Source organism: Streptomyces sp. CBMA152 (assembly GCF_014596475.1).
Taxonomy (GTDB): Bacteria; Actinomycetota; Actinomycetes; order Streptomycetales; family Streptomycetaceae; genus Streptomyces.
Genome location: NZ_MECJ01000002.1, coordinates 1 through 20,477, shown reverse-complemented (window position 1 = coordinate 20,477; position 20,477 = coordinate 1). Strand labels below are relative to the sequence as shown.

The window sequence follows — 20,477 nt, the reverse complement described above, 5'->3', positions numbered from 1 at the left end:
CGCCCTTCTGGAGGCCCAGTTGACCGATACGCGGTATGACTCGCGGTACGAGTCCTGGGTCGCCCTCGAAGCCGGGGCCGATCCCGCCGAACGCACGGGTGCGCTGCGCCGCGCCCATGACGCGTTCACCTCGGCGGGGCGGGTGGTCCGGCCCGTACGACCGCTGGTGGCGGCGTCCTGGCAGCGCTCGGCACGGGCCCGCGTGTGCCCGGACGGGACCGCGCGCGTGGAGCTGGGTGAGGACGAGCTGGCCGCGTACCGCGACGGACACCCGCTGGCCCGGGCGATGCCGGTGATCAGGGAACTGATGGGCGCGTACGCCCGAGACGGCGAGCATCTGGTCGCCGTCTGCGACGCGCAGGGCCGGCTGCTCTGGGTCGACGGACACCCCGGGACCCGGCGCAAGGCGGACCGGATGAACTTCGTGCCGGGCGCCCGCTGGGCGGAGTCCGCCGTCGGCACCAACGCCCCCGGGACCGCGCTGACCGAGGACCGGCCCGTACAGGTCTTCGCCGCCGAGCACTTCCGGCGCCCGGTGCACCCATGGACATGCGCGGCGGCGCCGCTGCACGATCCGCGTACGGGACGGCTGCTCGGGGCCGTCGACATCACCGGCGGCGACGGTCTCGCGCATCCGCACAGCCTGGCGTTCGTGCAGGCGGTGGCCCGCGCGGCGGAGGCGGAACTCGCCCTGCTCGCCCCGCCGCCCACCGGCACCGCGCTCGGCCTGAGCGCCCTCGGCCGCGACGAGGCGCTCCTGGTGGCCGAAGGCCGCAAGGTCCGTCTCAGCCGCCGTCACAGCGAGCTCCTGGTACTGCTCACCTGCCACCCCGAGGGCCTGACGGGTGATCAGCTCCTGGTCGATCTGTACGAGGACGAGTCGGTGACCCCCGTGACGATCCGCGCCGAGCTCTCCCGGCTGCGCCGCCTCCTGGGCCCCGACCTGCTGCGCTCGCGCCCCTACCGGCTGGCCCTCCCGGTCGACGCCGACTTCGACACGGTGGCGCGCCGCCTCGGCTCGGGCGCGGTCGCGGCGGCGATGAACGCGTACGCGGGCCCGCTGCTCCCCGGGTCACAGGCGCCCGCGATCGTACGGATGCGGACCCGGCTGGCCGGTCAGTTGCGGGCGGCACTGATCGAACGCGCCGACCCGGGCCTGCTCGCCGACTGGGCGCGCAGCCCGTGGGGTGCGGAGGACCGGACGGCGTGGCGGGCACTGCGGGAGACGACGGACAACTGACGATCGCTGTCGGTCGTCCCGGGCGACCATCCACGTCGGCCCTCATCGCAACGGAGCCGCAACGTCCGGGGGCCTAACCTCCGCACCGAGCGCCGTCCGAGGGCGGGTGGCGCCGGAGGGAGGCCACGGAGATGACCCGTTACGCAGCGCCCGGCACCGAGGGCGCGATCGTCACGTACCAGTCCCGCTACGACCACTTCATCGGCGGCGAGTACGTACCGCCGGCCGGCGGCCAGTACTTCGAGAACCCGAGCCCGATCAACGGCCGACCCTTCACCGAGATCGCCCGGGGTACGGCGGAGGACGTGGAACGCGCCCTCGACGCGGCCCACGCGGCGGCGCCCGCGTGGGGCCGGACCGCCCCGACCGAGCGCGCCAACATCCTCAACAGGATCGCCGACCGGATGGAGGCGCATCTGGAGGAGCTGGCGGTCGCGGAGAGCTGGGAGAACGGCAAGCCGGTCCGTGAGACGCTGGCCGCCGACATCCCGCTGGCGATCGACCACTTCCGCTACTTCGCGGGCGCGCTGCGCGCACAGGAGGGCTCGCTGAGCCAGGTCGACGAGGACACCGTCGCGTACCACTTCCACGAGCCGCTCGGTGTCGTCGGCCAGATCATCCCGTGGAACTTCCCCATCCTCATGGCCACATGGAAACTGGCCCCGGCCCTCGCGGCGGGCAACGCGGTGGTCCTGAAGCCCGCGGAGCAGACCCCGGCGTCGGTACACGTATGGCTCGGCCTGGTCGCCGACCTCATCCCGCCGGGCGTGGTGAACATCGTCAACGGCTTCGGCGTGGAGGCGGGCAAGCCGCTGGCGTCGAGCCCGCGGGTGGCGAAGATCGCGTTCACCGGCGAGACGACGACGGGCCGCCTGATCATGCAGTACGCGTCGGAGAACATCCGCCCGGTGACGCTCGAACTCGGCGGGAAGTCCCCCAACATCTTCTTCGACGACGTCTGGTCCGCGGACGACGACTTCCGCGACAAGGCCCTTGAGGGCTTCACGATGTTCGCCCTCAACCAGGGCGAAGTCTGTACGTGTCCGTCCCGCGCCCTGATCCAGCGCGGCCACTACGGCGAGTTCCTGGACGCGGGCATCGCCCGCACCGAGGCCATCGTGGCGGGCCACCCGCTGGACACCGACACGATGATCGGCGCGCAGGCCTCCAACGACCAGCTCCAGAAGATCCTCTCCTATCTGGACATCGGCCAGCAGGAGGGCGCGAAGATCCTGACGGGTGGTCAGCGCATCGAGTACGACGGGGAGATGGCGGGCGGCTACTACGTCCAGCCCACCATCTTCGAGGGCGACAACCGCATGCGGATCTTCCAGGAGGAGATCTTCGGCCCGGTCGTCGCGGTGACGTCCTTCACGGACTTCGACGACGCGATCCGCACGGCGAACGACACCCTGTACGGCCTCGGCGCCGGCGTCTGGACCCGCGACGGCAGCCAGGCGTACCGAGCGGGCCGCGCCATCCAGGCAGGCCGAGTCTGGACCAACTGCTACCACGCGTACCCCGCCCACGCCGCCTTCGGCGGCTACAAGCAGTCGGGGATCGGACGGGAGAACCACAAGATGATGCTGGATCACTATCAGCAGACGAAGAACTTGCTGGTGAGCTACTCGGCGAAGAAGCTGGGCTTCTTCTAAGGGCACAAGAAAAGGCGCCTGACCTGGGCTTTTACCCGTCAACGGAGAAAGTGCCCTCCGCCTGGGCCGACAGAATCTCTCAGCGAGGTTCATCGTCCCAGGTCAGGAAGGCACTTTCGTTTTTCCGCCGCACGTACAGCCGTACCCGAGTGAAACGGCGAGGCTAGATGGTGCCGGACATCCACAGGCGGAAGCGCGCGTTGGGGGCGTCTTCGCTGCAGGGGTACAGGCGCGCGACCGCACCCTGGGTCTGGCCGCCCCACATGTTGACGCAGCTGCTGGTCGCCTTCATCGGCTGGAACCGGATGTAGTTGCTGCCCCCGTCGTTGCCGACGATGTTGAAGGCCGCGTCGGGGCTGTCGCAGTTGTTGTAGAGCTTGATGTAGTCGCCGGTGGTGTTGCCGCCGCTCCAGTTGTTCAGGCAGAAGGACGGCCACGCAGCGCTCTGGATCTTGAAGTGGCTGGCGCCGGCGTCGAGGATGTTCCACTGCTGGGCGTTGGTGCCGTTGCACGGCCACTGCTGGACGACCTGCCCGTTGAACGCGTTGCTGTTCGGGATGTCCAGGCAGTAGCTGTCGGCGATGTTGATCGTCACGTTGGGGTGCGGGGCCGCCTGGGCCGGGGCGGCGGTCACCAGGGTGCCGAGGGCGGCGACGGTCGCGGCGAGGGAGGCCACGACGGCAGAGCGCATGCGCATGTGAGTGTTCCCGAAGAGGTGTCGAAGGGGGATCGCGCCATCGGACCGTTCCCCCGCAGCAGGTGTCGCACCGGACGGCGACAACGGAAACCTAGCGATCCGCGCGGGGCGTCCCGCCGTCCCGCACCCGTCCCGCCGTCCCACACCCGGGTCCGGGACGGCCCGGGCGGCCTAGGCGGCGCTGGCGAGTTCGGCGCGGCCGAACAGCAGGGCGTAGCCGGAGGGGAGCTGGTGCAGGATGCGGGTGAGGAGGTCGGGGCCGGCCAGGGCTGCGACGGCGTGGAGGACGGAGCCGGTGTCCCAGCGGGTGGCTCCCATCGGGGCGCCGGAGCGGGTGGCGAGATCCTTGACGAAGGCCCAGCCGGTGAGGGGCCGGATGGCGGGGATCTGTGCGGTGAGGATGCGTGCGGCCTCAAAGGGCAGGCGGGCGGCCAGTTCGACGCGTTCGTCTCCCGTCAGCTGGCGTCCGAATCCTGCGAGGACCAGGCGGATGGCCTCCTCGGCCCGTTCCCGGGTGGGGTAGGCGCCTTCGTAGCGGACTGTCTCCAGCATCTGCTCGTACGTCATCACGGGCACGTGCTGCCCCGGCGCCCGCTGGTCGCGCGTCATGGGGAGATCGCCTTTCTCTCGTCGCGGTCACCGACAGCCACGGGGCCCGGAGACCGCAGGGTGTGTGGTGGTCAGGTCAGCTGGGGGCGGCCGAAGAGGAGGTCGTAGCCCGCCGGGAGCTGGAGCAGGATCTGCTCCAGCAGGTCGTCACCGGCCGCGTCGGCGACCGTGCTGAGGACGGCGCTCACATCCCAGGCCGCGGTTCTTTCGGTGGCCCCTTCGATCCAGGCCGCCGTCGCGCGCACGAATCGCTCCGGGGAGAGCGGTTCGGCGCTCTGCAGCGGGTTGAGGAGGATCAGCGCGAAGGCTTCCGGCAGGCGCGCCGCCAAGTGGGCGCGCACCTCGCCGACCATATGGGCGCCCAGCAGGGCGAGCACGACCCGCGCCGCGCGCTCTGCTTCGGCCCGGTTCCCGTATTGGCCGCGCTCCACTACGTGGTCGAGGAATGCTTCCCAGCGCAGGGGCATGTCCGCCGCCTCCCTCGTGCGGTTTCCGGGGGCTGTGGAGGACGGGCGAGGGCGAACCCTGTGCCCGTCCTCCGTCACCGCTGGTGACCGTCCGGCTCAGCCGGAGATCTCCTTGCGGACGGATTCCCCGCCGATGGTGATCTTGCGGGGCTTGGCTCGCTCGGCGATCGGGATGCGCAGGGTCAGCACCCCGGCGTCGTAGTCGGCCTGGATGTGCTCGGTGTCCAGGGTGTCGGCCAGCACGATCTGGCGGGAGAACACACCCAGCGGCCGCTCGGAGAGTTCCATCTGGACGTGGTCGGACTTCACGGCGGGGCGGCGCTCGGCCTTGACGGTCAGCATGTTGCGTTCGACGTCGATGTCGATCGCCTCCGCGGTGACGCCGGGGAGGTCGAAGGCCACCACGTACTCGTCACCCTCGCGGTAGGCATCCATCGCCATCGCGGCCGGCTTCGACCAGGTGCCCGGGCCCATCAGCTGCTGGGCCAGCCGGTCGAGCTCACGGAAGGGGTCGGTGCGCATCAACATCGTGAAACACCTCCAGGAGATCAGGGCAGTTGCTGCCAATGCGCCTCACAGAAACCGTTGTAGCATGTCATCCATTGGATGACAAACAAGATGTCATCAGCAGGATGACAACCCGAGGGAGGTGCCCATGCCGGCAGCCCAACGCCCCGCCTCGTCCAGCACGGACGCCCAGGGCCCGGCTTCGTTCCTCGCCGCCGCCACGGCTCTTCGCGCCATAGACGACGCCCTGCGCGACGCCCAGAACGAGTCCCTCGACGCGCCCGACGTGGGCCCGGAGCAGGCTCTGGCCTCTTTGCTGCTGCTGCGACAGGTCCGCGAGCAGCTCGCCGGATGGGAGACCGGCCTGATCGAGACAGCCCGCCACGCGGGAGCCAGCTGGGCCGATCTCGCCCAGCCTCTCGGCGTCGCCAGCCGCCAGGCAGCGGAGAGGCGCTATCTGCGCAACCGCCCCGGCCTCGCGGGGAGTACGGGAGAAGAGCGGGTCCAGGCCACGCGCGAGCGTCGTGCCGCCGTGCGCACCGCCGCCGCCTGGGCCCGGGACAACGCCGCCGATCTGCGCCGTCTCGCCGGCCAGATCACGGCCCTCACCGATTTGCCCCCCGCGGCCCGCACCCCGCTCAGACAGCTCGATGCGGCCCTCGGCCAGGACGACCCCGCAGCCCTCATCAGCCCCCTGAACGCCGCGCGCCCCCATCTGGCGACCGGCCACCCCGACCTCGCCGCCCGGCTCGACGCCCTGGCCAACCCCACCACGACGACAGACGGCACCCCCGGCTGACCGGTACACCGCCTGCCGACACGCACTGCGGCGGGAACACGTGAACAGCAGGGTGGCTCCGGCCGGCGCGTGCCGGCCGGAGCCACCCTGCTGTTCACGTGTCGGCTCGCGCCTGTTCCCTCGGTCAGACGGACACAGGGGTGCCGAGCATCGCGGAAGCATGCTGCATCGGGCTGAGGGTGCGCACGGGTGCGGCCGTGGGAACGGTGCGGCAGGTGAAACCGAGCTGAGTCATGGCCCGGAGGACTTCGGCGGCGGTGAAGTCACGGCGGTCCTGACGCGTGATGACCTGGCCGACCTGCTTGACGGGGTAGTGGCGACGGCCGATGGTCACGGATTCGCCGGTGTCCGGTTCGGGCTTGATGCCCTTCATCGATTCCAGCACGCCGCTCTTGGTGAGCTCGAAGGGGAAGCGGGCGATGACGCAGCGCATGTGGCCTCACAGGGAGAAGAGGGGGAACGGACACGGACCTGCCGTACGGCGGTTCAGCGGGAGAGGGCGAGGAGGCCCCGGGCGCCGCCTGGTTCGTCGACTGCCGGCAGGGCACCGAACCGGAGGGAGCGCGTCGCGTGGCCGGCTTCAGCAGAAGTGGTCACGGGTGCGGCGGATCCGTGGCCGCCGAGGATGTCACGCAGGCGGACGCGGTCCGTGTAGCCGGAGCTGTCGCGGACAGCGGCGAGGTCGGCCTGGGTGACCAGGCCGGTGCACTGGCCGTCCTGGTCACAGACGACCAGCCGACCCGTGCGAGCGGCGGCCAGGACGGCCAGTGCCACCTCGACACTCATGTCGTCACTGACCTGCGGTCCGGCCGCGTCGATGACCTCGGCCATCGCCCTGTGCACGGGATCGGCGACTGCCGGACGGGGCTGCATCTGGACCAGCGTCAAGAGGTACCTCCTGCAGAGAACGGGTCAGCTTGTCGATCACGAAGGCTCTAGGCCGCCGCGCTGATGCCGGAGCGGTGGGCGGAGGCGCGCCGGGTTGCCGAAGAGGGGCGGCGTCGGCCCCGGGAGGAGGCGCTGCGCTTGGGGCGTTCGACCACCGGTGCGGTGATGACCACCGGAACCCCAGAAGGGGCCTGGGCGCCGGTGATGCGGCTCAGCTCGGCCTCGCCGGAGCGGACCTGGGTGATCGTCGGGGTGATCCCGGCGGCCATCATCAGGCGGCTCATCTCACGTCGCTGGTTGGGCAGGACGAGGGTGACGACGCTGCCGGACTCACCGGCGCGGGCGGTGCGGCCGCCGCGGTGCAGGTAGTCCTTGTGGTCGGTCGGCGGGTCGACGTTCACCACGAGGTCGAGGTTGTCGACGTGGATGCCGCGCGCCGCGACATTGGTCGCCACCAGGACGCTGACGTGCCCCGTCTTGAACTGCGCCAGGGTGCGGGTGCGCTGCGGCTGGGACTTGCCGCCATGCAGAGCGGCCGCCCGCACACCGCTCTGGAGCAGGTGCTTGGTGAGCTGGTCGACGGCGTGCTTGGTGTCCAGGAACATGATCACCCGGCCGTCACGGGCCGCGATCTCGGTCGTGGCGGCGTGCTTGTCGGCACCGTGGACGTGCAGGACGTGGTGCTCCATCGTGGTGACCGCACCGGCCGACGGGTCGACCGAATGCACGACCGGGTCGGTCAGATAACGGCGCACCAGGAGATCGACGTTGCGGTCCAGGGTGGCCGAGAACAGCATCCGCTGACCGTCCGTGCGCACCTGGTCGAGGAGCCCGGTGACCTGCGGCATGAAGCCCATGTCCGCCATCTGGTCGGCCTCGTCCAGGACGGTGATGTCGACCTGGTCCAGGCGGCAGTCGCCGCGGTCGATGAGGTCCTTGAGCCGACCCGGGGTGGCCACGACGACCTCGGCGCCGGAGCGCAGCGCACCGGCCTGGCGGCCGATCGACATACCGCCGACGACCGTGGCCAGGCGCAGCTTCAGGGAGCGGGCGTACGGGGTGAGCGCGTCGGTGACCTGCTGGGCCAGTTCCCGGGTGGGGACGAGGACCAGGGCCAGCGGCTGCTTGGAATCGGCACGCTTTCCTGCCGTACGGGCGAGCAGGGCGAGGCCGAAGGCAAGGGTCTTGCCGGAACCGGTGCGCCCACGGCCCAGAACGTCGCGACCCGCCAGGGAGTTCGGCAGCGTCGCTCCCTGGATCGGGAACGGTACCGTCACGCCCTGCCGACCGAGTTCGGCCAGCAGCTGCTCGGGCATGTCGAGATCGGCGAAGCCCTCGACCGCAGGCAGCGAGGGGGTGATCGTCTTGGGAAGTGCGAACTCGCCCTGCACTGCGGCGGGTCGGCGGCCGTAGCCACCGGAACGGGCCGATCCGCCGGAGCGGCGCGGCGCCTGCGAGCCGAAGCGGCTACCGCCCTTTCCAGCGTCGGCACCGCCGGTACGGGGGCGGGCGGAGCGGTCGTTCATACGTGTGCGGTTCATACGGAACCTTCCTCAATGTGGCACATATCAAGGAATTCCCGCAGCGATGAGCGGCGCGGGCAATCACAGGTATGAACCAGTGGAAAAAGAAAGCGAATGCTGCTGGCGGAAAACTCACGCGGGCGCGGTCACTGAAAAGGGGCGGCGTGATGAGGATGTGGAATCCGGGCGTCGGCCGCGTGCAGCGCTTCTGGTTGGCTCCTGCATCCCTGACGCAGGATCCGCGTGTGGTGGGACTGCGGATTTCTCCGAGCCGTGCGCTCTCGCAGGTGAAACGAGCGCGTGAAAATGCGTATAGCTGGGGCCCGCACCCCGAAGGATGCGGGCCCCAGCTACAAAGTACGCGTCAGCGTCAGGCCGGAACGATGTTCTCGGCCGTCGGGCCCTTCTGGCCCTGCGCGATGTCGAAGGTGACCTTCTGGCCTTCCTGGAGCTCACGGAAACCCTGGGCGGCGATGTTCGAGTAGTGGGCGAACACGTCCGGACCGCCACCGTCCTGCTCGATGAAGCCGAAGCCCTTTTCCGCGTTGAACCACTTCACGGTACCAGCAGCCATGTCATATCTCCTTTGGGGCAGTGCATCGGGATCCACACTGTGCGGACACCGTGTCGCCGCGATGATTGCCCCGCCCGGAAAATGACCGGAAATACATAAGCACTCCCGCCGGTGGAAACCGGATCGGAGAGCTTGAAGTTTTGGGAACCACAACTGCAACTGAGATCGACAGTAGCATGCCGCAACGGTTTGTGTGCGCTGAATAATTCACCCTCGGTCATTGCGCCAAAAACCCTGATCGCGCGGTCCGTCAAACTCTCACTTCGCGGGCGCAGATATTTATTCATGCGAGGCGCAATGTCCCTGGGAGCTCGGTGTCGTGACGCGCGTCGACGGTGGCGGGCAGGGGTCGGGCGAACTGGAGGGCGTACTCCGTGCGGGATCCGCCCCGGCTACCAGACCCACATCGCTGTCGCGTCAGTCTGGCCTCTCTCATCGACGCCGATCAGGTGGGCCGCCTCGGGGCCCACGCGCGAAGCCCGGTCCAGCGGGATGGCGAATCGGTGTTCGCCGAAGTCCACGGCAAGCATCCAGTCCGGATCCAGTTCATAGCCGTCGACGGTCTTGCCGACGTAGTAGCGCATGATCGCCGGCGCCCCCCGCGCAGGAAAGCGCCACCCGAGGCAGCCGTACAACCCGAAGGGATCGCTCAGCGCCCGCAGGACCGGTCCGTCGAAGTGCAGCTCGACGTAGTCCCGCACGAAACAGACGTCACTCACCTCACGGCCCAACAGCAGCCGGAGGGGGGCACCCGAGTTGTCGACAGTCTCCACAAGCTCATACTGCCAGGGGCCCCGGCCGAGGATCCCTACCAGTTGGATCCACCCGCCCGGCGCCAGCAACCCTGGCCAGGTTCCCTGGCTGGACGCGGCGGCGGGCGAGGGCACGAAGGTCGGTCGCGCCGGAGCGGTCATGGCTGAACGTGGAGCGCGGGCGGTGCGGTTGATGTCTGCACCCTGGCGCCGTGGGAGATGCCTCTGCGCCTCTGTGTCACACCCGGGCATACGCGTGCGGGACCGCCGACACCCGGCAGGTTCGTTGCCTCACTCCACGGGCGGGTCCGCCGCTTCGCCGGCGCGGCGGTATTCGGCGTTGAGGCGCTGGGCTTCTTCGAGCTGGTCTTCGAGAATGACGATGCGGCACGCCGCTTCGATGGGGGTGCCCTGGTCGACGAGTTCGCGGGCGCGGGCGGCGATGCGAAGCTGGTAGCGGGAGTAGCGGCGGTGGCCGCCCTCGGAGCGCAGCGGGGTGATGAGGCGGGCTTCGCCGATGGCGCGGAGGAAACCCTGGCTGGTGCCGAGCATCTCGGCGGCCCGGCCCATGGTGTAGGCGGGGTAGTCGTCGTCATCGAGCCGACTGTTGGAGTCGCCTGCTGTCATTTGCACCTCTCTGTGGAACGCGTTGAGGGGCCCTGGTGCCATATGGCACCAGGGCCCCGAAGGAACTGCTACACCATCTGCCGGCCTGATACTGCGCCGACCTACTGTGTCCGCACCGCCACCGGGGGGATAAGCGGCGGTTGCGGGGATCGCGGTTGCTTGACCGGAGACCACCTCACTATCGATGTCCTGCGGTACCCGGGCCCAAAACTTCGACCCGGGCGATCCTGATGGCGTCTGGCTCCTCCGTTCTTTCCCTCTGATCTTGCTGGGCGGAACTGCGTACTGCCAGTACCGCCCACTGACTTCACTGCTGGGTACTACGTACTGCACCTACCGGTACTGCCACCGCGTCAACTGCGGGTCCTGCTTGCGGTGGCCCCTGATCACTGCGGGCCACCCGGTCCGGTCGTCAGCCCCGTCGCCGTCCTGCAACCTCTCTGGCTTCGAAACTCCACCACCGCACCGTCCTGCGCACTGCAACTACGGGTACCGCGCGTACTGCTGTCCGGCAGTTCGTCTCTGCCGGGCTTGCTTGATCTCGGCTACGAGAGAAACCATAACCACAGCACTGCCCAATGTCTACTCCGGCCGACATAGATTTTCGTGCACGAGGAAGAGAGATGGTCGGTCCCAGTCGCAGTAGCAGAGGTGTGCGGCGTTCCCCTCCAGCCGGGGACACCGCTTCAAGCAGGGCCCCGGTGAACGCGGTACGGGTGCGGCCTGGACGCGGGTGCGCGGTGCACCGGTCCGGACCAGGTGCGGACCAACTCGACTTCGCATCAGGAGATTCCACCCGTCGCCCCAGGTCGGAAGCAGGTCAGGGCGTGTACCGCCAGCAGCCGAAGAACTCGCTGGTGTCGTACGTCGGTGAAGAAGCTCGGCTTCTTCCAGGCACGACGAGCTGCCCCGACCCAGGCGGCTCTCAGTCCAAGCCGCTGTACGCAGTCAGCCAGCCCGTGGCCGAGTGGTCGCTCCGGGTGAAGACGACCGCGCCCCGGTGGCCGGGTTCCGGGTCGTCCGGTGCCGGGGGCGGGTAGGGGAATTCGACCGGGGCGCGCTCGACCGGGTGGCACTCCACGGCCGTGCCGTCCCACAGCCATACGGTCGCACATCTCGGTGTCGCGTACGACGACAGCACGCGCGGGCAGGTTGACCCCGGCCGCCACGGTGGACGTCGCCACCAGAGCGTTTGCCTCGCGGTTCCGGAACGCCTGTTCCGCCTCGCGCTTGTGGGGCCAGTCCCGGTAGTGGATGCGCACGCCCGTCGGCGAGCAGAGCCGCTCGACGACCTCCGGGTCGTCCTTGTCGACGCCTTTGGTACGGGCCCCGCGCTCCTCGGCGAGGGCGAGCGCGGTCATGCGCACGCCGCGCTTGCTGCCGCAGAACACCAGGGCGCTGCCGCCCTCGTCGGCGATGGCGCGGACCTGGCGTACGGCGGCGCGGGTGCGGGCCACGGCGCGGGCGCCCCGGTCGCTGTTGGTGGACGCGGCGGGGACGGGTATCTGCCAGATCAGCCGGGTGGGCCGCCACGTGGTGCGCACCAGGCGGGCGCCGAGCCAGTCGGCGACCTCGTCGGCATTGGCGACCGTCGCGGACAGGCCGACGACGCGCAGCTGCCCGGTGTCCTCGCCGACGCGAGCGAGCAGGGCCTCCAGGATGGGGCCGCGGCCAGGGTCGCCGAGCAGGTGGACCTCGTCGACGACGAGGCAGCCGACGTCGGCGAGGGCGTCGCGCAGCGAGCCGGTGCGGCAGATGGCCTCGAACTTCTCGGTGGTGGCGATCCAGATGTCGGCCTTGCGGATCAGCTCGGCGTCGACGGCGTACTCGCCGGTGAGGCGCACCACACGCTGGACCTCGGAGGAGCACTGGGTGAACCTCCTGAACCAGGACGAGGTCTGGCAGGACATCCAGGACCGCCGCCACCGACTGGACGAGATGCCACCGTCCTACTGCGGCAACGTCCTGCGCTTCATCCGCAAACAGGCCGACGCTCTCATCGAGTTGCTCGCCGACGGGCTCGACGTGACGCCGCAGGCCCTCGGCCTGACCGACCGCGACGACGCGGCGTCCTGGCTGAACCGCCAGCCCCTGATCGTCGCCCTGACCCGGCGCGCCAAGGGCGAGTCGGCTCGCCCCGAGTTCTGTCACTGCGGTTACCCGATGGCCCCGGACTGGCACCACGAGCACTGCTACCCGGGCATCATCGTGGACTGACCGGACGACCTCAGCGATGCGGTCAGAATACTGTGGTGGAAGCCATCGATGTTCTGACCGAGTTGGGCAGCCGCATGGCGGCTCTCGCCACCGACGCGCGCGTGTTTGTCTCGTACGGACAATTCACCGAAGAGGACGCCGACATAAGGGAGTTGGCGGCGCAGATCCATACCCTGCTCACCGAGGTCGTCTTCGTCGACGACGCCTGGAAGCGCTTCTTCGCACGCTGCGAACCGATGGCCGTGAACGACATCGGGTACTCCCTGGAACCCCTTGAGAACCATGACGCCTCAGCCTTCATGGCTCGTATCGCCGCCGTCGACATCATCTGGCCCTCGCATCGCCTCATGGACGACGACAAGGCCAGGCAGGCCGCGTCCCGCGTCGTGGAACTGCTCGGGCAGGACGCGACATGGTGGACCAATCACGACGTGGAATGCGGCGCCGTCAACGGAATCACCCCCGCCTTCGACAGTCTGATAGCCGGGACGAACGGCGAGTACTTCGCGATCGCGCTCCAAGTCGCGGACGACTGACCGTGTTGCTGGGCAAGACGGCCTCACCGTCGGCTGATGACATACGCAGCCGACACCTCGGACGAGGACGAGGGCGGGGACAGAGGGCATCGGCACGGGCACCCTCCCGGCGATGGCCGGTCGGCCGCACCGCCGCCGCCCACCCGCGCCACCAGCGAGCTCCGCGCACTCTCGAAGACGGACACCAGCAACCCCCGTGCGCTGACGTCGAGTTCATCAGGATCAGCCACGCTCGCACCTCCCTGTGACGTACACGGCACGTAGGACAGGCTCGGCGCCTCCACTCGTGGTCGAGGCCGCCTCGGGCCGTCGCTCGCACCCATGCCGTTTCGGCCAGCTATTTGCACGTAGCACAGACTCCGGTTTTACGTTCAACCGGCCCGGGTAGGAGTCGTGATCGCGTGTCTTTTTGCTGCCCCCCACCAGAAGCGCGAGGTACCCAGATGGTCGGTACGCGGGAGAAATCCATCGAGCGGTTGGCGGGTACCTCGCTCGACCTCCCCGTTCCGCGATGATGGCTCCGCGGTATGCCGTCTACCTGATGGCTGCGGTCTACGCGGGTTTCGCCGCCATCGGCACCGCCAACCTCCTGAAGATGTCGGACAGTTCGCTCGATTCGTACAGCTCGGTCGTGCTGGTCGTCTGTTGCTATGCGATACAGATGCTGCACTGCAGTCCGTACACCCAGCGGCTACGGACCCGGTACGGACGCTGGACGCTTTGGCTTCAGGCGTTCATCGCTTTCGCCCCCGTGCAGACCGGCCATCAATCGGGCATCATGTGCGGATTTCTGGCCGGCGCCGCGACCGTCATTCTCGGTCCCCGGCTGGGCTGGTTTCTCTTCGGGCTCATCACGAGCGCTGTCGTACTGATCGCCCTGGCGGAAGAGGACGATTTCCTCACCACCCTCTTCATGGCGCTCGCCACCTGTGCCGTGGGGCTGATCACCTTCGCACTGAGCCGACTTGGGGATCTCGTCTTCGATCTGCATCGGCGGCGCGCGGAGACGGCGTGGGTGGCGGTGTCGAAGGAACGCGTCCGGTTCACCCAGGATCTGCACGACGTACTCAGCTACAGCCTCTCGGCGATCACGCTCAAGAGCGAGCTCTCGTACCGGCTGATCGGCACCAATGACGAGCGGGCCCGGCGTGAGCTCTCCGAGTCGCTGGAGATCACCCGCAGAACGCTCGCCGAGATCAGATCCGTCGTGCACGGCAACCGCAGGATGCTGCTGTCCAAGGAGATCGACCTGGCCTCCCGGGTCCTCGACTCCGCCGGGCTCGCGGTGAGCGTGCAGGGCGAGTTCGACAAGGTGGAGCCACGGGTCAGCGGCGTCCTGGCCGTCGTGCTGCGCGAGGCGGTCACCAATCTGCTGCGGCACAGCCAGGCGACCCAGTGCCGGATCCAGCTCAAGCGCCACTCCGCGCTGCGCGGCCGCACCATCCGGCTCAGCGTCTCCAACGACGGCGCGTCCGGCTCGCCCACCCCGCTCATCGAGGAGCGCCGGGGCAGCGGGCTCGACAACATGGCGGCCCGCCTTGAGGCCGTCGACGGCAGCCTGCGCACTTCGGCGGAGGGCGGCTGGTTCCGCCTGGAGGCCGAATGCCCCCTGCTGCAGCAAGAACCCACCCCTGCTCCGACGGCTTTCGAGCCGTGCTCAAGCCCCGGTCCCGAGAGTCGACAGCCGAGCGAACGGAATTGACGGGACCGAATGCCCGGACGCATTCGGTCCCGCCGTCGGCTCCCATCGGCTCTAAGGGGAACCAGTGGAACAGCAGAAGAAGCTGACTCCGCACATGAGGCATTACGAGGAATTCGCCACGGGTGACATCCGCTGGATGCCGTACGTCATGTTCTTCAACCGCCCCGACTTCCGCTCCCCGGTGGTGAACACCGATGCGGGTGGGTTCCGGATGTCGGCCGGGAAATCGGGTGCGTACTCGCTCCGGGGAACACTCCCCAAGGGCGATGTGAGCGTCCTCCTTGGTGCCTCCCCCGCATTCGGCTTCGGGGCGACCAGTGACGCCGCCACCCTTTCCTCACTGCTTTCCCGGGGACCGGCGTCGGCCACCTGGCTCAATCTTGCGGCGCCCGCCTTCAATTCGGCCCAGGAAGTCCTCATCTTCCTGATGCACCGCGACCTGCTGCCCGACATCCGGGACATCGTCGTGTTCTCCGGACTCAACAACCTGGTCGTCGCGGGACTGCCCATGGCGGGCTCCGGTTACGGGCAGTTCTTCTTCTCCGGCGAGTTCTTCCGCCAGCTCGGCGCGTCCAACGTCGACCAGGGCGAACAGCCGGGCTGGGCCCGGGGAAAGCTCGCCCAGGCAGCCCGCCGCATCGGCCGTGGCGGCGCGCTGGAGGAGGAGAAGCCGGAGCTCGCGGACCCCGAGGAGCGCATCGCCATCGCGCTGCGCAACACGGCACGCGATCTCGACCGGCTCCTGGAACTGGCCGCGCCGACCGGTGCCCGCGTCCGCTATGTACTCCAGCCCACCGCGTCCTGGTCCGGAAAGCGCTTCACCGAGGAGGAGCGGCTCCTCATCGAGGAGAACGACACCGAGCGCGCCCGGATGTGGAACCTCTTCAAGCAGATCCTCGACCCCGCCGTCCACACCGCGTACGCCGAGCAGGTGGAGGCCGCCTGCAAGCAGCGCGGGGTCCCGTTCCTCGACGCCAGCCGGGCGCTGAACACCTCGCCGGATCGCGACCGCTGGCTCTTCCTCGACCAGACGCACCTCACCGACGAGGGAAACCGCGTGGTCACCGGCCTCATCGAGGCCGAGTTCGGGCTCGACCGCTGAGCCGCTCCCCCCTTTGCTCACCCGAACCCGGAAGTGAGGTGATCAGCCATGCTCCGCAAGCTCGCCGCGCTGTTCAAACGACGCAAGAAGAAGCGCCGCAACGACAGTTCCATCTACCCGATGTTCTGAGGGGAAGGTCTGCCACTGTCATGTCTTCCCGCTACCGCAGCCTCTATCTGCGCGCCCTGGCCCCCGAGGGCCCGCTGTCGCTCGGCGCCGACGATCTCCGCCACGTACGTACGACGCTGACAGTGGATGACGAGGGGCAGGAGCTGTCCGCTCTGATCGAGGCGGCCGGGCACTGGAGCGCGCAGGAGGCCGAGCGTTTCCGCGCCGTCCTGGCCGCGCCCGGTCCCGGGCCCGCCGGGCCCGAGCAGCAGGAGACCGTTCGCCGTGTGCTGCGCAACTGCGCCCCGCTCGCCCTCTCCGCCGGAGCCTGGCTCCAGTGGATCGCCAGCCCCGGCAACTCCGAGACGGAGCCGGTCCTCCGAGTGCTCTCGCTGTACGCGTCCGACGTGGGCGCGGGCCGTCCGCTGGCGGACCGTGGCAGTGCGTACCGCGCGCTGCTGCGCGGGCACGGGATCGTGGAGGAGCTGCCGGGCGTACAACTGGCGAGCAGCGAGTACGTCGAGGGTTTCAGCTTTCGGCTGCCCGCGCTGCTGCTCGCGATGAGCCGACGCCCCGGCACGTTCCTGCCGGAGATCCTCGGGGCCGATCTGTGTCTGCGTACCGTGGGCCTGCTGCCGCCGCTGGCGGCGGCGCTCGGCGCGGACGCGGACGTCCTCGACATGGGCGGCGCCCGCCCGGGCACGGCGGTGAGCGGCCGTGAGCTGTCGCTGGCCGCCACGCGCGCGTACCTCGACGACCAGCACGCTCTCGAAGGACCGGCCGGTGGCGAGGCCGCAACGCGCCGACTGCTCGGTGGTTTCCGCTGGGCGCAGCGTGAAATACGCGCGTGGAGCGAGCAGTTGCACAGCGAGGCGACGCTGTCCCGGCATCCCGACTACGGGGTCTGGCGGCTGATCCACGCCCGGGCCCGGCAGGCCGCCGTCTACCACTCCCGCTTCAAACTCGCCGGACGCCCGCTCTCGGAGTGGTTCGCGAATGTGGACGCGGGCCCGCGACCGTTCCTGACGGCGCTGGCCAAGAGCCGTCTCGTACGCCCCGGAAAACCGGACGCGAGCCCGCTGCTCGGGCGGCTGATCGGCCCCAAGGGACCGATGTTCCGGATCTTCACGGAGGAGGAGATCGCCACGCTCCACCGGTGGATCGCCCTCCTGCCGGAGGAGGGTTCGGTCCTGCATCCGCTGCCGGGGAGCGAAACCACCACCCACCAGGATCTGCACCGCGCCCAGGACTCCTGGCATACCCAGGGCACCGACCTGGCGGGTGAGTCGGCACGACCAACCGCTGTCCCGCCACCGCACGCTCTGACCACCACCGCCGCCCGCGCCGCCTACCGCGCCCTGCTGGGCCGCGAGGACTCCGCCGAGCTGCGCGGCTTCGCCCACGCGTACGCGACCCGCTGGCTGGCCCGTTCCCGCTACGCCATGGAGCGCGCGCCGGAGCAGCTGCCGCCGCGCTGGGATCCGGAGAACGGGTTACGGGAGTGGCTGGCCCGCGCGCACGACCGGCACGCCGACACCTTCCAGAGAGGTGAGGCGGTCCTGCCCAGCCGCGCGGAGCTGATCGACTCCACCGTGCAGCTCGCCCCGCTCATCATGATCGACGGCGGGTGGCTCCAGGGGTTCACGGACTACCAGCACGCCTCGTCCCGCTCGGGACACTTCCTGTTCCGTACGTACTGGGACGAGCTGGGCAACGGCGAGCTGGAGCTCAACCATCCACGTATCTACCGCGCGCTGCTGCGCGACATGGGCATCGACCTTCCGCCCACCGCGTCACGGGAGTTCAGCGACTGGCCGGGGTTCCGCGACGAGGCCTTCGCCATGCCCGCCTTCTGGCTGAGCGTGTCCCGCTTCCCCGAGACGTTCATGCCGGAAATCCTCGGCCTGAACCTCGCCATGGAGCTCTCCGGAGTCGGCGGCAGCTACCGCGACGCGCGCGTGGCGCTGCGCCACCACAAATTCAGCACGCAGTTCGTGGATCTGCACAACACGATCGACAACGTGGCCACCGGCCACTCGGCCTGGGCGGCCGACGCGATCGACGCCTATCTCGCCGATCTGCCCGGGGTCCTCGGGCCCGGCCAGCAGGACGCCGTCTGGGAGCGGATACGGGTGGGCTATCGCTCGCTCAATCCCCCCGGCGGCACGGCCGCCGAGCTGTACGCCACGATCCGCAGCCGCCGCGCACACCGCACACGCCGTACGACCCGCACCTCTCGGATATGAGGAGCTGACCTCTGCATGGCCACCAACGCACCGGCCACCACCGTTCTGGGCCTCTCGGCCTTCTACCACGACAGCGCCGCCGCCCTGGTCACCGGCCAGGGCATCACGGCAGCCGCCCAGGAGGAGCGCTTCAGCCGGCGCCGCCACGACTCGGCCTTCCCCGAACTGGCCCTGCGCTACTGCCTGGACGAGGGCGGGCTCACCCTCGCCGACCTCGACCGGATCGCCTACTACGAGCGGCCGACCCGCAAGTTCCGCCGGGTCATGGCCACCTACCTCGGCACCGCACCCCGCTCCTTCACCTCCTTCCGCGATGTCATGCCCGGCTGGCTTAGCTGGAAGATGCGGACGATCAGCACGGTCAAGGACAAGCTCGCGGAGCTGGGCCTCGGCCCCGTACCGGAGATCGAGTCCTTCGAGCACCACGAGTCCCACGCGGCCTCGGCCTTCCTGCCCAGCCCGTACGAGTCGGCGGCCGTGCTCTGTGTGGACGGGGTGGGCGAATGGACCACGACCTCCATCTGGCACGGCCGGGGCGACCGGGTCGAGCCGGTCGCCGAGCTGTCCTTCCCGCACTCCCTCGGGATGCTGTACTCGGCATTCACCTATTTCTGCGGATTCAAGGTGGACTCGGGCGAGTACAAGCTGATGGGCCTCGCCCCGTACGGCAGGCCCGTCCACGCCGGGGTGATCCGGGAAAACCTCGTCGATGTGAAGGGCGACGGCTCCTTCCGGCTCGACACCCGCTACTTCGAGTTCCTGTACGGGCAGGTCATGACGGGCCGGGCGTTCGAGGAGCTGTTCGGCGGACCGCGCCGGGAGCCCGAAGGGCCGCTCACCCAGCGGGAGTTCGACCTGGCGGCGTCGGTGCAGCTGGTCACCGAGGAGATCATGGTCAAGCTGGCCCGGACGGCGCGCGAGCTCACCGGTGAGTCCAAGCTGTGCATGGCGGGCGGGGTGGCCCTGAACTGCGTGGCCAACGGCAAGATCGTCGAGCGCGAGATCTTCGACGAGGTGTGGGTGCAGCCCGCAGCGGGAGACGCGGGCGGTGCGCTCGGCGCGGCCCTGCTCGCCCAGCGCGGACGGCCCCGGGACCGTACCCTGACCCGTAACTCCCGTGACGCCATGCGCGGTTCACGCCTCGGTCCGGGGTTCGACAACGACCACGTCCAGGCGTACCTCGACGCGCTCGCGATCCCGCACACCCGCCTCAGCCCAGAGGAGCTGTCGCGCAGGGTGGCTGAACAGCTGGCGGAGGGCAAGGTCGTCGGCTGGTTCCAGGGCCGTATGGAGTTCGGGCCGCGAGCCCTCGGCGCCCGCTCCATTCTCGGCGATCCGCGCAATCCCGCGATGCAGTCCGTGATGAACCAGAAGATCAAGTTCCGGGAGTCCTTCCGCCCCTTCGCCCCCATCGTGCTCGCCGAACACGCCCAGGAATACTTCCAGTTGAACCAGCCGAGCCCGTACATGCTGATCGTCGCCCCCATCGCCGAGCAGCAGCGCCTGCGCACCGCCGAGCTGAACGGCGACCTGGACGGCGCGCAGGGTCTGGACCGGCTCCGGATCCCCCGCTCCACCATCCCTGCGGTCACCCACGTGGACCACTCGGCCCGGGTCCAGACGGTCACGCCGGAGCAGGACGCACGGCTGTACGGGCTGCTGCGGGACTTCCACGCGACGACCGGCTGCCCGGTCCTGGTCAACACCTCCTTCAACGTACGGGGCGAACCCATCGTGGCCACCCCCGAGGACGCGTACCGGTGCTTCATGCGCACCAACATCGACACATTGGCGATGGGTGACTTCCTGCTGGAGAAGACCGCGCAGCCGGAGTGGTCGGAGAAGGAGGACTGGCGCGAACTGATTCCGTTGGACTGACAGTTCACCGACGCCCCAGCGGATCGACGACCGAAGTCCCAAGCTCACGGCTCGACATGAGAGGGCTCTCCCCATGGCTCCCGCACACCGCGTGTTCGTCTCGACGCTGCTCGCCATCGTCTATCTGCTGGTCGTCACACCGGTCGGCCTCGCGGTACGGCTGCTGCGCGACCCCCTGAAGCGCAGGCCCGACCCGTCGGCCCGGACCTACTGGAACCACAGCCGTGCCTAAGCGCTCCGATATCCAGTCCGTCCTGGTCATCGGCTCCGGCCCGATCGTCATCGGTCAGGCCGCCGAGTTCGACTACTCGGGTACCCAGGCCTGCCGCATCCTCAAGGCCGAGGGCCTG

The 20,477-nt window shown here is 69.2% G+C and carries 21 protein-coding genes; 10 read left to right on the top strand and 11 right to left on the bottom strand.

The genetic code is table 11. The features are described 5' to 3' along the window. Positions 1 to 19 precede the first annotated feature (19 nt). Positions 20 to 1,240 (top strand): GAF domain-containing protein, encoded by a 1,221-nt coding sequence (locus tag BG418_RS01100; protein ID WP_188271708.1) that lies wholly within the window; start codon positions 20 to 22, stop codon positions 1,238 to 1,240. Positions 1,241 to 1,371: 131 nt separating this feature from the next. After that, complete coding sequence (locus BG418_RS01095) at positions 1,372 to 2,895, top strand: aldehyde dehydrogenase family protein (protein WP_188271707.1); 1,524 nt, start codon at positions 1,372 to 1,374, stop codon at positions 2,893 to 2,895. Between the two features lie 163 nt (positions 2,896 to 3,058). Here BG418_RS01095 and BG418_RS01090 read toward each other — a convergent pair whose 3' ends face one another. The 4 genes from BG418_RS01090 to BG418_RS01075 all read right to left on the bottom strand — a co-directional run bounded on the left by BG418_RS01090 (position 3,059) and on the right by BG418_RS01075 (position 5,196). After that, a complete protein-coding gene (locus tag BG418_RS01090) occupies positions 3,059 to 3,592 on the bottom strand; it encodes an RICIN domain-containing protein (protein ID WP_188271706.1) in 534 nt (177 codons plus the stop codon). 171 nt (positions 3,593 to 3,763) lie between these two features. Beyond that, positions 3,764 to 4,201 carry a DUF2267 domain-containing protein gene (locus BG418_RS01085; protein ID WP_188271705.1) on the bottom strand — a complete coding sequence of 146 codons (438 nt, stop codon included), beginning with the start codon at positions 4,199 to 4,201 and terminating at the stop codon, positions 3,764 to 3,766. 71 nt (positions 4,202 to 4,272) lie between these two features. Beyond that, the gene (locus BG418_RS01080) at positions 4,273 to 4,668 is read right to left on the bottom strand and encodes a DUF2267 domain-containing protein (RefSeq protein ID WP_188271704.1); all 396 of its coding nucleotides are present in this window, start codon (positions 4,666 to 4,668) and stop codon (positions 4,273 to 4,275) included. Positions 4,669 to 4,764: 96 nt separating this feature from the next. Continuing rightward, positions 4,765 to 5,196, bottom strand: coding sequence for an Hsp20/alpha crystallin family protein (locus BG418_RS01075; RefSeq protein WP_188271703.1), 432 nt, complete (start codon positions 5,194 to 5,196; stop codon positions 4,765 to 4,767). Positions 5,197 to 5,323: 127 nt separating this feature from the next. Between BG418_RS01075 and BG418_RS01070 the strand changes: the two genes are divergently transcribed. Then, positions 5,324 to 5,974 carry a type III effector protein gene (locus tag BG418_RS01070; protein WP_188271702.1) on the top strand — a complete coding sequence of 217 codons (651 nt, stop codon included), beginning with the start codon at positions 5,324 to 5,326 and terminating at the stop codon, positions 5,972 to 5,974. A gap of 124 nt (positions 5,975 to 6,098) precedes the next feature. Here BG418_RS01070 and BG418_RS01065 read toward each other — a convergent pair whose 3' ends face one another. The 7 genes from BG418_RS01065 to BG418_RS01035 form a co-directional block, all read right to left on the bottom strand. Continuing rightward, positions 6,099 to 6,407, bottom strand: coding sequence for an SCO5918 family protein (locus BG418_RS01065; protein WP_188271701.1), 309 nt, complete (start codon positions 6,405 to 6,407; stop codon positions 6,099 to 6,101). Between the two features lie 53 nt (positions 6,408 to 6,460). Beyond that, positions 6,461 to 6,862, bottom strand: coding sequence for a CBS domain-containing protein (locus tag BG418_RS01060; protein ID WP_188271700.1), 402 nt, complete (start codon positions 6,860 to 6,862; stop codon positions 6,461 to 6,463). Positions 6,863 to 6,909: 47 nt separating this feature from the next. Beyond that, positions 6,910 to 8,403, bottom strand: coding sequence for a DEAD/DEAH box helicase (locus BG418_RS01055; protein ID WP_188271699.1), 1,494 nt, complete (start codon positions 8,401 to 8,403; stop codon positions 6,910 to 6,912). 352 nt (positions 8,404 to 8,755) lie between these two features. Next, a complete protein-coding gene (locus tag BG418_RS01050) occupies positions 8,756 to 8,959 on the bottom strand; it encodes a cold-shock protein (protein WP_020133169.1) in 204 nt (67 codons plus the stop codon). A 392-nt stretch (positions 8,960 to 9,351) separates the two neighbouring features. After that, positions 9,352 to 9,732 carry a hypothetical protein gene (locus BG418_RS01045; protein WP_188271698.1) on the bottom strand — a complete coding sequence of 127 codons (381 nt, stop codon included), beginning with the start codon at positions 9,730 to 9,732 and terminating at the stop codon, positions 9,352 to 9,354. Positions 9,733 to 10,002: 270 nt separating this feature from the next. Continuing rightward, the gene (locus BG418_RS01040; RefSeq protein ID WP_188271697.1) at positions 10,003 to 10,338 is read right to left on the bottom strand and encodes a MerR family transcriptional regulator; all 336 of its coding nucleotides are present in this window, start codon (positions 10,336 to 10,338) and stop codon (positions 10,003 to 10,005) included. Positions 10,339 to 11,120: 782 nt separating this feature from the next. Beyond that, positions 11,121 to 12,185 (bottom strand): DEAD/DEAH box helicase, encoded by a 1,065-nt coding sequence (locus BG418_RS01035; RefSeq protein ID WP_317453455.1) that lies wholly within the window; start codon positions 12,183 to 12,185, stop codon positions 11,121 to 11,123. Positions 12,186 to 12,210: 25 nt separating this feature from the next. On the opposite strand from BG418_RS01035, the gene BG418_RS01030 reads away from it, so the two are divergent. The 7 genes from BG418_RS01030 to BG418_RS01000 all read left to right on the top strand — a co-directional run bounded on the left by BG418_RS01030 (position 12,211) and on the right by BG418_RS01000 (position 20,359). Further along, entirely contained in the window at positions 12,211 to 12,555 is a 345-nt protein-coding gene (locus tag BG418_RS01030; RefSeq protein ID WP_188271696.1) for a hypothetical protein, read from the top strand. Positions 12,556 to 12,590: 35 nt separating this feature from the next. After that, complete coding sequence (locus BG418_RS01025; RefSeq protein WP_317453454.1) at positions 12,591 to 13,091, top strand: hypothetical protein; 501 nt, start codon at positions 12,591 to 12,593, stop codon at positions 13,089 to 13,091. A gap of 511 nt (positions 13,092 to 13,602) precedes the next feature. Beyond that, positions 13,603 to 14,793 carry a sensor histidine kinase gene (locus BG418_RS01020; RefSeq protein ID WP_188271695.1) on the top strand — a complete coding sequence of 397 codons (1,191 nt, stop codon included), beginning with the start codon at positions 13,603 to 13,605 and terminating at the stop codon, positions 14,791 to 14,793. Between the two features lie 64 nt (positions 14,794 to 14,857). Continuing rightward, positions 14,858 to 15,895, top strand: a complete 1,038-nt coding sequence (locus BG418_RS01015) for an SGNH/GDSL hydrolase family protein (RefSeq protein WP_317453453.1) — start codon at positions 14,858 to 14,860, stop codon at positions 15,893 to 15,895. A 149-nt stretch (positions 15,896 to 16,044) separates the two neighbouring features. Beyond that, complete coding sequence (locus BG418_RS01010) at positions 16,045 to 18,249, top strand: iron-containing redox enzyme family protein (RefSeq protein ID WP_188271694.1); 2,205 nt, start codon at positions 16,045 to 16,047, stop codon at positions 18,247 to 18,249. 15 nt (positions 18,250 to 18,264) lie between these two features. After that, a complete protein-coding gene (locus tag BG418_RS01005) occupies positions 18,265 to 20,127 on the top strand; it encodes a carbamoyltransferase (protein WP_188271693.1) in 1,863 nt (620 codons plus the stop codon). Between the two features lie 73 nt (positions 20,128 to 20,200). Further along, entirely contained in the window at positions 20,201 to 20,359 is a 159-nt protein-coding gene (locus BG418_RS01000) for a hypothetical protein (protein WP_188271692.1), read from the top strand. Positions 20,360 to 20,477 lie beyond the last annotated feature (118 nt).